Annotated in this window: 13 protein-coding genes; 7 read left to right on the top strand and 6 right to left on the bottom strand. The window is 61.9% G+C overall.

The annotated features are described in order from the left end of the window. Window positions 1-64: 64 nt before the first annotated feature. Both AC0Z8Z_RS00680 and dinG read right to left on the bottom strand, forming a co-directional pair. Window positions 65-2,419, bottom strand: a complete 2,355-nt coding sequence (locus AC0Z8Z_RS00680) for a beta-galactosidase (RefSeq protein ID WP_485617387.1) — start codon at window positions 2,417-2,419, stop codon at window positions 65-67. 111 nt (window positions 2,420-2,530) lie between these two features. Continuing rightward, on the bottom strand, window positions 2,531-4,675 hold the full coding sequence (dinG, locus tag AC0Z8Z_RS00685) for an ATP-dependent DNA helicase DinG (protein WP_065992603.1): 2,145 nt from the start codon (window positions 4,673-4,675) through the stop codon (window positions 2,531-2,533). 127 nt (window positions 4,676-4,802) lie between these two features. On the opposite strand from dinG, the gene AC0Z8Z_RS00690 reads away from it, so the two are divergent. After that, window positions 4,803-5,267: a CopD family protein gene (locus AC0Z8Z_RS00690; protein WP_485617389.1), complete on the top strand. Its 465-nt coding sequence runs from the start codon at window positions 4,803-4,805 to the stop codon at window positions 5,265-5,267. Between the two features lie 157 nt (window positions 5,268-5,424). On the opposite strand, the gene AC0Z8Z_RS00695 is transcribed toward AC0Z8Z_RS00690, so the two are convergent. The 3 genes from AC0Z8Z_RS00695 to AC0Z8Z_RS00705 all read right to left on the bottom strand — a co-directional run bounded on the left by AC0Z8Z_RS00695 (window position 5,425) and on the right by AC0Z8Z_RS00705 (window position 7,780). Further along, a complete protein-coding gene (locus tag AC0Z8Z_RS00695; protein WP_485617390.1) occupies window positions 5,425-6,198 on the bottom strand; it encodes a collagen-like protein in 774 nt (257 codons plus the stop codon). Continuing rightward, on the bottom strand, window positions 6,191-6,466 hold the full coding sequence (locus tag AC0Z8Z_RS00700) for a DUF1145 domain-containing protein (protein WP_122536627.1): 276 nt from the start codon (window positions 6,464-6,466) through the stop codon (window positions 6,191-6,193). Before AC0Z8Z_RS00700 ends, AC0Z8Z_RS00695 begins: the two co-directional genes overlap by 8 nt. A gap of 612 nt (window positions 6,467-7,078) precedes the next feature. Further along, window positions 7,079-7,780, bottom strand: coding sequence for a PA1041 family peptidoglycan-binding anchor lipoprotein (locus AC0Z8Z_RS00705; protein ID WP_122536131.1), 702 nt, complete (start codon window positions 7,778-7,780; stop codon window positions 7,079-7,081). A gap of 246 nt (window positions 7,781-8,026) precedes the next feature. Between AC0Z8Z_RS00705 and AC0Z8Z_RS00710 the strand changes: the two genes are divergently transcribed. After that, window positions 8,027-8,524, top strand: coding sequence for a DUF6231 family protein (locus tag AC0Z8Z_RS00710; protein WP_485617392.1), 498 nt, complete (start codon window positions 8,027-8,029; stop codon window positions 8,522-8,524). Window positions 8,525-8,534: 10 nt separating this feature from the next. Continuing rightward, entirely contained in the window at window positions 8,535-9,008 is a 474-nt protein-coding gene (locus AC0Z8Z_RS00715; RefSeq protein ID WP_122622320.1) for a YchJ family protein, read from the top strand. Window positions 9,009-9,053: 45 nt separating this feature from the next. On the opposite strand, the gene AC0Z8Z_RS00720 is transcribed toward AC0Z8Z_RS00715, so the two are convergent. Continuing rightward, the gene (locus tag AC0Z8Z_RS00720) at window positions 9,054-9,659 is read right to left on the bottom strand and encodes a hypothetical protein (protein ID WP_485617394.1); all 606 of its coding nucleotides are present in this window, start codon (window positions 9,657-9,659) and stop codon (window positions 9,054-9,056) included. A 114-nt stretch (window positions 9,660-9,773) separates the two neighbouring features. On the opposite strand from AC0Z8Z_RS00720, the gene AC0Z8Z_RS00725 reads away from it, so the two are divergent. From AC0Z8Z_RS00725 to AC0Z8Z_RS00740, 4 genes are all read left to right on the top strand, one after another. Continuing rightward, window positions 9,774-10,259 carry an LEA/WHy family protein gene (locus tag AC0Z8Z_RS00725; protein ID WP_065992587.1) on the top strand — a complete coding sequence of 162 codons (486 nt, stop codon included), beginning with the start codon at window positions 9,774-9,776 and terminating at the stop codon, window positions 10,257-10,259. Between the two features lie 4 nt (window positions 10,260-10,263). Then, complete coding sequence (locus AC0Z8Z_RS00730) at window positions 10,264-10,470, top strand: SEC-C metal-binding domain-containing protein (RefSeq protein ID WP_065992586.1); 207 nt, start codon at window positions 10,264-10,266, stop codon at window positions 10,468-10,470. Between the two features lie 122 nt (window positions 10,471-10,592). Continuing rightward, window positions 10,593-11,237: a glutathione binding-like protein gene (locus AC0Z8Z_RS00735; RefSeq protein ID WP_485617396.1), complete on the top strand. Its 645-nt coding sequence runs from the start codon at window positions 10,593-10,595 to the stop codon at window positions 11,235-11,237. A 142-nt stretch (window positions 11,238-11,379) separates the two neighbouring features. Next, window positions 11,380-13,863: a penicillin acylase family protein gene (locus AC0Z8Z_RS00740; protein WP_485617398.1), complete on the top strand. Its 2,484-nt coding sequence runs from the start codon at window positions 11,380-11,382 to the stop codon at window positions 13,861-13,863. Window positions 13,864-14,336 lie beyond the last annotated feature (473 nt).

The following is a 14,336-nucleotide window of genomic DNA, read 5'->3' on the forward strand; positions in this document are numbered from 1 at the left end:
TCCGGTCGGGCTGCAAAAATGGCGAACATTGTTCCAGCGAATGATCGCTTTGGGAACCGCCCGGTTAAGGGCGCTTGCCGATCACATCCACGACCTGTCCATTGGCCTTGCGCACTGCCTCAACGAAGCCCTGGTACGGCACGTCGGTGATGCCCACCAGCCCGAGATGGCCGTTCTCGCCGTCGAGCAAGCGGCCCGTGACAGGCTGATCCAAGTACTGGAACCAGTGCACGCCGATGATAGAAGGCTCGGCCAGCGCGCTTTTCAGGAAGTTGGCGTAAGCCGGCCCACGATCTTCCTCACGCGGCACTTCGAGCACCCCGCCCCAGAACGGCCCGCGATCACGGGAGCCGAAATGAAACTCGGTGACCATCACAGGCTTGTCGAGCACGCGCAGTTTCGCGAAGTCCACGCCGTCCTGAGGTTTGAGGGTGTATGAGTTGAAGCTCAGCACGTCGCAGAACTTGGCGCAGGCTTCGACTGCCTCGGGGCTGGTGACGCCAAAGCGGCCACCGAGCAGCAGATGGTTCGGCGCATGCCACTTGAGCGCGTCGGAAATGGTCTTGAAATAGGTCTCGGCGAACACACGCTGGAAATACCGGAAGTCGTTTTCGATCTCCGGGTGCTCTGCGCTCGGCAGCGGCGGCTCGAAGCCCGGGTCTTCCATCAACTCCCAGGCCGATAGATTGATGCCCCACGCTTTGGACAGCCCTTCTTCATTGCGGTATTTATCGCGCAACTGCTTGAGGAACGCGCGCTTGGCCGGCACATCGGTGGTCAACTTCAGGGTGCCGTAGGCCAATGCGTAGCGGTCCTTGGGATCATTGCCCGGTGCAGCCCAGGCCAGTTCGTTATCGGCGAAGTAGCCGATCAGATACGGGTCATCGCGATGATCGCGTGCAGCGATGGCGACGGCCCGCTCGGTGGCCATGGCGAAGCGCGGATCGAACGGGTCCGGCATGCCGCCCCACCAGTCCAGGCCGGTGCTGATGCTCACGTAGTCGCCAACAATGGACAGCGGCAGTGTGTAGGGCACGCGTTCCTTCTTGCTGCTTTCGAGGTTTTGCAGCGCGGGCTCGCTCCAGTTGCCGACGGTGTTGAAACCCCAGGCCTGCAAGCGTTGCAAGGTGTGGTCGACCCAGCGTTTGCTGTCCACGATCACCGGTTTGCATTCAACGGCAGGCGCAGGCGCGGCGGGCTTTTCGGGCTGAGGCGCTGGCGCGGTCTGCCCGGCAGCGCTCTCGGCAGTGGAGGCGCTCGCGGCTGTGCTCGCGTCTTCGTCGTCAGCCGGATCGGCAGGCTTTGAGACTTCCACGCACTTCGGCACACCGTACGTGCGCTGCAGGTTGGCCCCATAGAAATCGAACCAGCGGCCCTGATCGAACTGTCGGTTACGGTTGGCGCCCGTCTCGCGGTTGTCATCGCCCTTGCCGTAGAACGCGGCGAGCGGATCGTCGCTGCCAGGCAGGCCGGTGAACATGGCTTCGCGGCCTTCGACGTAGGTCTGGCTGTCGTCAGCGGAGACAGCGTTTACCCCCAGTGAGTAAAAAGGGTGCCCTTCAGGCGTCACCAAGTACCAGCGCTCGTCGCGCTTCTCGGTGCGGAAAAAGCCCTTCGCTTCGAACGCCGGTCCGTTGAGCAAGCCGCCGTATTTGTCGTGGGCCGGACGGTCTTTCAGCCAGCCTTGCAGTTGTTGCTGTTCCTTGGCCGCCAACGTCTTGAGCTGATCGTCACTGGTGACCTTCTCCGGCCACTTGCCCCGGGTGAACTGACCGTAGCCATCAACCAGATTGCTGTAGGCGGCGGTTTGCAGCGCGTCGCCCTCTTGCACGCCGAACTTCTCGATCAGGACGGACTGCGCCACATTGGGTTGAGACATCGATACGGTGACCGATGACACCTCAGCGCTGTTCAGCTCACCCTCGGTGTTCGCCAGCAACACGCGCTGCCCTTCGTATATCCACGGCATGGGTGGGCCGGCGCGCATGCCCTGGCTCAGTGGCGAGCTGGCCTTAAGCGGCAGCACCAGGGTTTGTGCCGGCCCGGCCGGCAGGTCGATGCGGCTGGTGAGCATTTTGCCGTCGCGGCTTTCGATCTGCACGTACACCGTCAATGCCCAGTCCATCGCGCTCTGCAGCCGCAAGGTCATGGCGCTGTCGTGGCTCCAGTCCCAGACGCCGGTCTGCGGGGTCAGTCGCAGGCTGGGTTTGGCGACCGGATTGAAAACCACGCGGCGCAATACTTCGCCCTCGGCGGTCTGCTCGGCGTTGGCCTGGGGAAACCCGGCATCCTGAGTCGTGACCTTGACCACGTCGGCGGGCCGGACGAAATTGAACAGCGTTTGCTGCACATCAGGCGCGGCGTGGGCCATACCGGCGCACAGCGTGGCAAGGAGGGCGGACAGTGAACGGCGAATCATGTGATCTGAAGCTCCTTGATCGTCTGAGGCCCGGAGCACGACGAGGTTGCGCGCATCCGGGCGGACCGAGTGTTAAGACCCGGTCAACCGTGTTTCATTTGCAACACGGATTCAGGAAATTTCGCGCCGGAAAGGCGGCAGTGCGTTGAGGATGGCTTTGCCATAGCGCTGGGTCACGACCCGGCGATCCAGCAACGTGATGATGCCGCGGTCCTGCTCGGTGCGCAGCAGACGACCGCAGGCCTGGATCAGGCGCAACGAGGCGTCGGGAACGGCGATTTCCATGAACGGATTACCGCCTCGCGCTTCGATCCATTCGGCGAGCGCAGCTTCGACCGGATCATCCGGCACGGCGAAGGGAATCTTGGCAATCACCACGTGCTCGCAATACGCACCCGGAAGATCGACCCCTTCGGCGAAGCTGGCCAGCCCGAACAGAACGCTTTCATCGCCACCGTCGACCCGCGCCTTGTGCTTGTTGAGGGTTTCCTGTTTCGACAGGTTGCCCTGGATGAACACCCGCTTGCGCCAGTCACGTTCCAGCCCGTCGAACACTTCCTGCATCTGTTTGCGGGACGAGAACAGCACCAGCGTGCCTTTGGAGCCTTCGACCAGATTTGGGAGTTCACGGATGATGGCGGCCGTGTGTTCGGCCGCGTTGCGAGGGTCGGCTTTGAGGTCCGGCACGCGCAACACGCCCGCGTCAGCATGGTGGAACGGACTGGGCACCACGGCCGTAACAGCGTCTTTCGGCAGCCCGGCGCGCATGCGGAAGCGGTCGAATTTGCCCAGCGCGGTCAACGTAGCCGAGGTCACCAGCGCCCCGTAAGCGACGTTCCACAGGTTGCGGCGCAACATTTCGGCGGCGAGGATCGGGCTGGCGTTGACCTCGATGTCGAACAGCGAGCCGCTGTCGGCCAGGGTCAACCAGCGCGCCATGGGCGGGCTGTTTTCCGGATCTTCCGCGGTGAAAGCGGTCCACAACTCCCAGTTGCCGTGGGCGCGTGCCAGCAAGCTGCCGAACAACGGATACCACTCTTCCGCCTGATGGCTGGCGATGCCGATGTTGACCTCGCCGTCCATGCCTTCTTTAAGCAGCTCGGTCAGGCGCGTGAACAGATCGTCGAGCCGGGCGAAGCCTTTTTTCAGCTCAATGCCCATCTCGCGCATGTGTTCGGGGACCACACCGCCGACGAAGCGATGGCGCGGACGCTCGCGGCCTTCCATGTCTTCGCCTTGTTTGAAATCGGCAAGCTGCTCGCAGGCTGTGAACATGAACTGCTGCTGGGTCTTGATCTCCCGTGCCAGCTCGGGCACCTGCTCGATCAACTTGCCCAGATCGCCCGGCAGCGGGTGCTGGGCGAGCAATTTGGTGAGGTTCTTGGCGGTTTGCTCCAGCCAGTCGGCGGTAGAGCGCAGGCGACTGAAATGGGCGAAGTGGCCGATCGCCTTGTCTGGCAGGTGGTGGCCTTCGTCGAACACATACAGGGTGTCGCGGGGATCGGGCAGGACCGCACCGCCGCCCAGCGCCAGATCAGCGAGGACCATGTCGTGGTTGGTGACGATGACGTCGACTTTGCCCATGCCCTCGCGGGCCTTGTAGAAGGCACACTGCTGAAAGTTCGGGCAGTGGCGGTTGGTGCACTGGCTGTGATCGGTGGTCAGGCGCGCCCAGTCCTGATCGGCCAGCTCCTGAGGCCAGCTGTCGCGGTCGCCGTCCCATTTGTTACCGGCAAGCTTTTCGATCATGGTGGTAAAAAGCTTCTGGCTGGCCTCATCCACTTCGATCTTGAAGCCTTCTTCTTCGAACAGCTGCGCGGTCGCGCTCTGGGCGTCGCCTTCCTGCAGCAGCATGTCGAGTTTGGACAGGCACATGTAGCGGCCACGGCCCTTGGCCAGCGCGAACGTGAAATTCAAGCCGCTGTTGCGCATCAGGTCGGGCAGGTCTTTGTAGACGATCTGCTCCTGCAGCGCCACGGTCGCGGTGGCGATGACCAGGCGCTTGCCGGCGGCCTTGGCGGTCGGAATCGCTGCGATGGCGTAGGCGACGGTTTTGCCGGTGCCCGTCCCCGCCTCGACCGCCACCACGGCGGGATCACCCGAACGGCGTCCTTCTTCGTCGGTGTCGACGTCGCCCAGCACCTTCGCCACTTCAGCGATCATCAGGCGCTGGCCGTAACGAGGCTTGAGGCTCTTGGCTTCGAGGAAACGCGAGTAGGCGCCCTGAATCTGGGATTTGAGTTCGGTGCTGATCATGGGCTGGGTCGTTGGCTCGGCGTCACGGGTGCTGAATGAAAACGAAAACCGCTGGATATATCTTCAGTAGTCGCAGCGGGCGGCTATCATACCGCGCTAATTCTTTCTGCGCAGATCGGAGTTCTCGATGTCACCTGTAGCCTTTGTCTACGCCTTGCATGTCCTGTCGGCGATTGTATGGGTAGGAGGTATGTTTTTCGCCTGGATGATTCTTCGACCGGCGGTCACCGTCGCTCTGGAGGGCCCGGCCCGTTTGAAGCTGTGGCTGCAGGTGTTGCCGCGTTTCTTCGTCTGGGTCTGGTGCGCGGTGATCATGCTGCCGGTGACTGGCATTGGCATGATCAATATCAACTTCAGCGGTTTCCAGACTGCGCCCCGTTATGTGCAAGCAATGATGGGGCTGTATGTGGTGATGGTGGCGTTGTTTCTGCGGGTTTCGACGTTGAACCTGCCGCAATTGCGCAAGGCTGTGCTTGCCGAGCAATGGGCTGAGGGCGCTGCGGCGCTGGGCGGAATGCGGCGTCTGGTGGGGATCAATCTGATGGTTGGGGTGGCCGTTGTGGCAATCGCTGCCATCAGGCCCATGTTTTAGAGGTGGGCAAGCGCTGCTCGCGAAAAGGCGGTCCACCCGCTGGATATCCGGCGGCTAAGCGGCCGTCTTCGTGAGCGAGCTCACTCCCACATCAACCGTGTCGGCTCCACGCAAGAGAGCCGTCTGGACGGTAAACAACCCCTGTGGGTTATCGGGCTTATAAGTTGCGAACCACGATAGCGCCCGTTGGCCCTGCTGCACCGGACTGCCCCTTGTCGCCGTTCTTGCCGGACCTGGCGCCGTCCGCGCGATAGACCACGCAGCCTTTGGACGCGCCGCCCTTGCCGCCGCGACCGCCGTCGCCGCCAATGCCGCCGGCCCCGCCCTGTACGTTAACTTTGATTCGCTCATTGCCAAAGGTCGCCGGGAGTTCGAGACGAACGAGTGCACCGGGCGCGCCGTCACGACCGTTGCCGCCATTGTCGCCGTCGATCCCTCGACTGGCGGAACCCCAGGTGCAGCCCGGATCGATGCCGTTGCCGCCGTCGAGGCCGACGTACCCGGGTGAGCCAGCGCCGCCACGGGCGTCGACGAAGAGTTGGTCAGCGTTGAGTTGTTCAATCCTCATGTTGAGGTTGCGGCCTGGGGTTGGCGCTTTTTCGAAGGTGCCCGGGGCGCCCCGCGCGGTGATTTCGGCGCCACTGCCGAGGTCGCCCTGTTTGACTTGCAGGCTGAACGGTTCGGCGCTGGGGACGATGGCGATGCGTGATTCGTGGCCCATGACGAGTTGGCCGACTTTGACTTCGGTGAGCCCGGCCGGGATCAGCAGGGTGCCGTAGTCGGCGACTTCGAGTCGATCCAGTTGCAATACGCTGGTTTTGGACGGCAGGCGCATGAGCGAGTGGGTTTCGACGGAGATGGTCTGGGCCATGATCCAGGGGCTGGTCAGGGCGGACAGCAGGCCTGCCGTCATCAGCATCGCGTTACGCATGGTGTACCTCCGCCAGTGGGCGTTTGAATGTGTTCAGGTGAAAGAGGCCGAAGACCAGAATCTGGAGACGATCGCGCATGGGATGGGGACGGCCGCGCAGGCTGGCGTTGTAGCTGATCAGTTCGATGAGGTGGACGAGCAGCAAGAGGCCGCCTGCCAGTTTGAACAACAGGTCGAAGGGGTGTGGCATGGCGATGGTCAGGCTGGTGATTACCAGTAGCCAGAATGCTGTTGTCAGTACTTTCCCTGTTCCCCAAATCACACTCATGTGGTGCCTCTGCTGTTTTTGGTTTTGTGCGGTGAAAACGGTTTGCGCACAGTACGGTGAGGCGGGGGACTATGCCAGAGGCAGGCTTTAAAGTTTCTGGTGTTTGACGGCTTGGATTGGGTGAATATCTGTTATCTCGGGTGGTGCTGAGATGAGGTCTGCCTAGGGGCAGACATTTCGCCTTCGGCGAGTTACTTGGAAAAGCACCCCAAGTAACCAAGGGTGCTTGCTCCTGGTTTGGCCCCTCGTGCCTCGGGGTTCCTTCACTCCGACGACGCTCCGTGGGCCCGCGCCGAACGGACATCCATGTCCTGACGGCGCTCTCGCCGCATCCATGCGGCTCGGCCCACTGCGCGTCGTCTGCGTTCAGCCTGCACCCAAGTCGCGTTCTGCGGTGTTTGAACCTTGTGCGCACGAAGATCAAAAGCAACGGCAACGGCTTCCCGGCTGAAGCCGGTCCCACTGAATGCACGCGCAGCTGTTAGTGGGACCGGCTTTAACCGGGAAGGGGCCGGTCTGGACAATGGTTGTTTTGAACATGAAAACTAAATGCCAGAAATAGAAAAACCCCGGCTTTCAAACCGGGGCTTCCTTTAAAGCTTCAACCTTGTCTCAACGGTTGATTTTGATCTCGACGCGGCGGTTCAGGGCTCGGCCGTCGGCGGTTTTGTTGTCGGCGACGGGGCGGGCTTCGCCGTCGCCTTCGACGGACGCGAACGAAGCGCGTGGGATGCCGGCGCTGACGAGGTAGTCAGTCACCGACTGCGCACGTTTTTGCGACAGTTTCTGGTTGTAGGCATCGCCGCCCACGCTGTCGGTGTGACCGCTGACATGGAGCTGGACGTTCGGGGCTTCGGTTTTGAGTTTGGTCGCGACCATGTCCAGTTGTTGTTTGTCACCCGGTGTCAGGGTGGCTTTATTGAACTCGAAGTGCACGTCACGGATGGTGATGATCTCTTCTTTCGGCAGCACCACCGGAGCGGCCATCGGTTCAGGCGCCGGAGTCACGATCGGGCAACCAGTGGCATCGACCGGTGTGCCTTTAGGTGTGTCCGGGCATTTGTCCCTGCTGTTGAGGACGCCGTCGCCGTCATCATCGCCATCCCCATGGACCCAGCAATACGCGCCAGCCATGACGCCCACCGCAGCGCCGAAGCCTGCCGCAACCGAGGCAGACTGGAAGGCGCCGATCGCTGCGCCGCTCAGTGCGCCACCGGCCGCACACAGAGGCCAGTCGGTCTTTTGCAAGCCCGCACAGCCCGTCAATACACTGGTCACCAAAATCAGAGGTAACGCTGTCCGAATCATGCTCATACCGTTCTTCTCCTTTGGAATCGGCTAAAACCGATTGAAGTGCAGTAAAGACGGGTGTGGGGCCGTTCGCCACCCTGATTTCAGGGCTTTTGCGGGATTCGAACCCAAGAATTCGGACGGTACTGAGTGCAATACCCCTCTGCTATCACCGCGGGCGCGTTGTCAGCTCGCGAAAATGAGGAAGCTCAAGCACTAGGCCATTGAAGTTCAGCGCGCTAACCTTGCCCGCCTGACCGAGGAACTCCAATGACCGACCGCTTCTCCAGCCGTACGCCGCAACAGGCCCTGGCCGCCCTGCTCGACCTTTGTGCGCCGAAGCGTTTGCTGCTGGTGGGTGCCGAGGGGTTTCCGGCGTTGCAGGCTTTTTGCGAAGCGCATCCGCAGACCGAGCTGGCCCAGGCGGGGCCCGGTCTGTTACCGCCCGACCTGGCCGGGCAGCGCTTTGATCTGGCGCTGGTGGTGGACTGCCTTGAGCACATGCCCAAACGTGCGGGGCTGGAGTTGTTGGGCGGCATTCGCAACCTCAATGCCAGCCGGATAGCCGTGCTGGCGGATCTCGATGCCTGCGGCTGGCAGCTCCCCGACTTCTACTCCCTGGCACTCCAGGCCAGCGAACGGTTTTCCCGGGATGAACAAGTGCTCACGCTGTTCACCTACGATCTGCGTGAGTACAAACAGGTGCCGGACTGGCTGAACGCGAGGTTCTGGGCCAATCCGGAGAATTACGGCAAGTATTGGTGGTGAGGGACGCATCATGAGCAGCGCAACATGCCCTTGCGGCAGCGGCAATCTTCTCGACGGTTGCTGCGGCCGCTATCACGCCGGCCAGCCCGCACCGTGTGCCGAAGCGCTGATGCGTTCGCGCTACAGCGCCTATGTGCTGGGATTGGTGGATTATCTGCTGGACACCACGCTGCCGGCACAAAATGCCGCGCTGGACCGGGATGCTATCAGCCAGTGGAGTGCCCAGAGCACCTGGCTGGGTCTGGAAGTCGAGGGCGCCGAGTTGATCGGCGGTCAGCCTGAACATGCATTCGTGACCTTCACTGCCCGCTGGCACGATACCGACGGCGAGCACCGTCATCGCGAGCGCTCGGCGTTCGTGCAGCATGACGGACGCTGGTATTTCATCGACCCAACGGTGTCGCTCAAAGCCGGTCGTAATGATGCCTGCCCCTGCGGCAGCCAACAGAAATTCAAGAAGTGCTGTTCGGCTTATCTAAGCTGACGTTCACCGCGGCAACGCCAGCGACCACTCAAAGACAGGCAGTCCTCAGGCCAGTCTGATGTGGGAAACGTCCGGCACCAGCGCATGCTCGACCGGCTTGTCCTGACCCAGATCGGCGCCCGCCGGTGCCAGACTCAACCCAGACAGGTCGAGCTGCGGCGCACGCGCCGGCATTTTCGGATCCTGCACGTCCTGGCCCGGCTCCGAGAGCGTGTAGTCAGGTGCCTCCACATCCACAAACGCCGCCATATAAACGTCCCGCGGTTTGAAGCTGGCTTTGCGCGTCGGCGTGGCGTCGTTGCGCGGCGCGGTCAGGTTTGATGGCCTGCGCGTCCAGCTCGGCTCGTCCGGGGGCGGCGCCAGCTCGACCTCTTCCACCTCAACCAGGCCCGGGGCCGCCACGACCGGAGCCTGAACGGCTGGCGCCATGGGCACAACCTGGGCCATGGCCCCGGCGCGTTCAAGGGTCGAGCGGTACTTTTCCGCCGCCGCCTCATCGAGGTTGTTTTTCAGGACCAGCCGACGGCCGGAGAACAGCAACGCGATGCGTTGGGCGTCCGCCTGAAACAGCTTTACCATGTTGGCCTTGACCAGATCCGGCTGCGCACCGGGGACCAATTGGCCGGAAAATACGATTTCGTAGAGCTTCATGGTCAATACTCCTTCGACACATGGCGCGAGTATGGCGCAGGCTGTGGAGAACGGCGAGTCACGTGCAGTGGCGGTCAGACCGGGCCTATCAGACCGGACTTAAGGGAGCGACCCATGATGTTTGCAGCACACGTCCTCAGAATCGCCGGCCTCTTCGCGCTGCTTGCGCTGTCAGGCTGCTCGACCTGGATAACCGGCGGCTTCGAAGACCCCGACGTCAAGCTGCTGAAGGTCGAGGTGGTCAAGGCCAAGTTGTTGCGTCAGGACTTCAAGCTGCGCTTCAGGGTCGACAACCCCAACGACTCCAGCCTGTTGGTCCGCGGCCTGCGCTACAAGATCCTGCTCAACGACATGCTGCTCAGCGAAGGCGTCTACAGCGACTGGTTCATCGTCAAAGCCAACAGCCACAAAAACTTTTCCGTGCCGATCCGTACCAATCTGTGGGAACACCTCAAGGACATCTCCAAGGTGCTCGGCAAAGCCAATCAGCCGGTGCATTACCGTTTGGAAGGCAAGCTCAAGACCGGATTTTTATTCGGACACAGCGTGCGCATCGGGCGCAATGGCGACATAATCCCCGGCGATTTGATTCCGGAGTAACCCCATGAACCAGCAAGCTCACGTGCACGGTCCCGACTGTGACCACGATCACGACCACCACGATCACCATCATGACCACGGCCATGTGCACGGCCCGCATTGCGGCCACGCGCCTCAAGAGCCGGTACGCAACACGCTCAAGGACGTCGGCCGCAACGATCCTTGCCCTTGCGGCAGCGAGAAAAAATTCAAGAAGTGCCACGGCGCGTAACGCACCCTGCCCTTTCTACGGCCTGAATCTTCAGGCCGTTTTCATTTGTGCGATGGACGTTTGAAGGCGTAAAACAGGTGCAGCCTTAATGGCAGTCGTGATGACTTCACCTGGAGCGCGCAATGATCGATCTGCACTACTGGACCACCCCCAACGGCCACAAAGTCTCGATTTTCCTCGAAGAAGCGGGCCTGCCGTACAAGATTTTCCCGGTCAACATCGGGGCGAACGAACAGTTCGAAGCCGATTTTCTGAAGATTTCCCCCAACAACAAGATTCCGGCCATCGTCGACCACGAACCTGCTGACGGCGGCGAACCGCTGAACCTGTTCGAGTCCGGCGCTATCCTGCTGTACCTGGCCGAGAAGACCGGTCAGTTCATTGCGAAGAACCTGCGCGGCCGCCAGGAAACCCTGCAATGGCTGTTCTGGCAAATGGGCGGCCTGGGCCCGATGGCCGGTCAGAATCACCACTTCAACCGGTTCGCCAAAGAGAAGATTCCCTATGCGATCAAGCGCTACGTTGACGAGACTGCGCGCCTGTACGGCGTGCTGAACGAGCGTCTGGCTGATCGCAGCTTTGTTGCGGGCCATGACTACGGCATTGCAGACATGGCGATCTACCCGTGGATCGTGCCGCACACGTTCCAGGAGCAGAACCTGGATGACTTCCCGCACCTGAAGCGTTGGTTCGAGACGGTCGCCAATCGCGACGCGGTGAAGCGCGCCTATGCGCTGGCCGACAAGATCAATCCGCCGAAGCCGTAATCCCAGGGTCGACAGGGTTCAGGGGGACGCGCTGATATCCCCTCTGAAACCCGAAAATAAACTCCCTCCCCCTGCTTGCGTGACGCCCGCCTGCTCTCTAACGTAGCGCCTTTTCTACGCCCAACCCCGCAGGAGCTACATCATGGCCTCGCCAGCCCTTTCGACGTTGAAAACGCGCATGAGCGCGGCCGCTGCCATGATCGGACTGTTGAGCCTGGCCGGTTGCCAGCTGGGCGGTGAAGACCGCGACAGCCTGCCGCCTGCCAGCGGGGTGTTTGCCATTAAGGGGCTGGCGCAGAACGTCTCGATTCGCCGCAACAATCTGGGCATGCCGCTGATTGAAAGCAGCACATTCCATGACGCACTGTTCACCCTCGGGTACGTTCACGCGACAGACCGCATCACTCAAATGATGCAAATGCGCTTGCTGGCCCAGGGCCGGCTGTCGGAAATCGCCGGGCCGGGCGCCCTTGATCTCGACCGCATGATGCGCGCCGCCAACCTCAAACAGACCGCCGGCCAGTTGTATGCCGCCTCGTCGCCGCGCCTAAAGCGCTTCTTCGAGGTGTACGCGCGCGGCGTCAACGCCTACCTCTTCCGCTACCGCGACAAACTGCCGGCTGACCTCGCCGACTCAGGTTACAAGCCTGAATACTGGAAGCCCGAAGACTCGGCGCTGATCTTCAGCCTGCTCAACTTCAGCCTGTCGGTGAACCTGCAGGAGGAAATTTCCTCGCTGGTGCTGGCGCAGAAAGTCGGGGCAGACAAGCTGGCCTGGCTGCTGCCGACCTATCCCGACGAAGCATTGCCCTTTGCTGAAGCCGACAAGCTCAAAGGCCTGAACCTGGGCAGCCAAATGCCAGGCCTGAGCGATCTGGACAAAGCAGCGCTGCAGCTTTCCGACCTCAATCTGCTCGGCGTTTCGGCGTCGAACAACTGGGTGATCTCGCCCCAGCGCGCCCGCGCCGGCAAGAGCCTGCTGGCCACTGACAGCCAGTTGGCGCCGACCTTGCCGTCGATGTGGAATTTCGTGCAGATCCGCTCGCCGAAATACCAGGCCGCCGGCGCGACCGTTGCGGGATTGCCGTTGGTCTTGTCCGGCTTCAACGGCAAACTGGCCTGGGGCATGGGACCAGCAATGGGCGACAACCAGGACCTGTTCCTGGAAAAGCTCAAGCGCGAAAACAATCGCCTGATGGTGATGGCCGATGGCAAATGGGTCGCGGCAGGCGCCCATGAAGAAACCTACTTCGTCAAAGGCCAGAGCCCGGTGCGCGAGCCCGCGTACGAAACACGTCACGGCCCACTGCTCAACGGGAGTTCCGCGCAACTCGCCAGCGGCCTGGGCATCGCCCTGCAGACGCCGGACGCCAAGGATGACAAAACCCTCGACGCCCTCTTCGATCTGACCCGGGCGCAGAACGTGCAGCGCGCTTTCGACACCACCCGGGAAATCCGCGCCATCACCCTGAACATGGTGTTTGCCGATGCCTCGAACACCGGTTGGCAAGTGACCGGAAAATACCCGAACCGCCGTGACGGGCTCGGCCTGATTCCTTCGCCGGGCTGGGATGGCCGATTTGACTGGGACGGCTACGCCGACGCGATGCTGCATCCGTACGATCAGGATTCGCAACAAGGCTGGATTGCCACTGCCAACCAGCGCACCGTACCGAAAGGATATGGCATGCAGCTGTCCAATTCCTGGGACTACCCGGAGCGTGCCGAACGCATCGCCGAACTGGCCAATGCCGGCAAGCAGGACACCCGCAGCACCGTCGCCATGCAATACGACCAGACCACGACCTTCGCCGCCAAACTGAAGAAAATGTTCTCCGCGCCCGGCATGTCAGCGCCGCTGAAACAGGCCATCGACGCCCTGCCCGCGCCAGAGCGCGACAAAGCCCGCGAAGCGTTGAACCGCCTGATGGCGTTCGACGGCAGACTGTCGCCAGGTTCGGCTGATGCGGCAGTCTACGAATTGTTCCTGCAAGAAAGCGCCCGCCAGACCTTCCTCGACGAACTCGGCCCTGAAACCAGCCCTGCCTGGAAAGCGCTGGTGCAAAGCGCGGACCTGTCCTACTCGCCCCAGGCCGACCACCTGCTGGGCCGCGAAGACAGTCCGTATTGGGACGACGTGAAAACGCCCCAGAAAGAAGACAAACCCGCCATCCTCGCCCGCAGCCTGGCCGCAGCAATCACCATCGGCGAAAGCCAGCTGGGCGCCGATCACAAGGCCTGGCAATGGGGCAAGCTGCACCAGACCACCTGGACCGCCCAAAGCGCCCAACTCACCGCAGCGCTGGGCGGTAGCAAGGCAAGCGTGATTAAAGGCCCGATCGCCACCGGCGGCGACCACACCACGCTCAACGCCTCGGGCTTCCACTGGGGTCAGGACTTCAACGCCGCCGTCGTCCCGGCCATGCGCATCATCGTCGACTTCGCCCAGCAGGAACCGATGATGGCGCAAAACGCCGCCGGCCAATCCGGGAACCCGGCCAGCCCATACAACGCCAACGGCATCGAACCCTGGATGAAAGGCCTCTACATGTCCGTGCCGATGCAACCGGAAAACTTCGAAAAAGCCTACGGCAAACAACGCCTGACACTGACGCCAGGGAAGTAAACGCCCCTTGACCCGGGATGACGCAGAGCGTCCCGGGATGCATTCCGACGCAGAGCGTGGGGAACGATCAAGTGTTGAGCCTTTGGAGGAAGTGGCGCCTGAACTGGCGCCTTCCCGGCTAAAGCCGGTCCCACTAACAGCAGCGCGTGCATCCACATTGATGGTGCCCAAACCGGCCCCTTCCCGGCTGAAGCCGGTCCCACTAAAAAGCACACCGCGTACCGTCAGTGGGACCGGCCTCAGCCGGGAAGCTTTTGATCTGCTTTTGATCTTCAAACACAAATAGCCCAGACGACACCAATCGCGACTTTGGTGCAGGCTGAACGCAGGTCTCGCGGAGTGGACCGAGCGGCATGGATGCCGCGAGAGCCGCCCCCCGCCATGGATGGCGGATGGCGGCGGGCCCACGGAGCGAGACCGGAGTGAAGGAACCCGACGAAGTCGGGCCCAACCGAGAGCAAGCACCCTTGGTT

The organism is Pseudomonas sp. 1L-C-7-B-C1 (genome assembly GCF_057291635.1).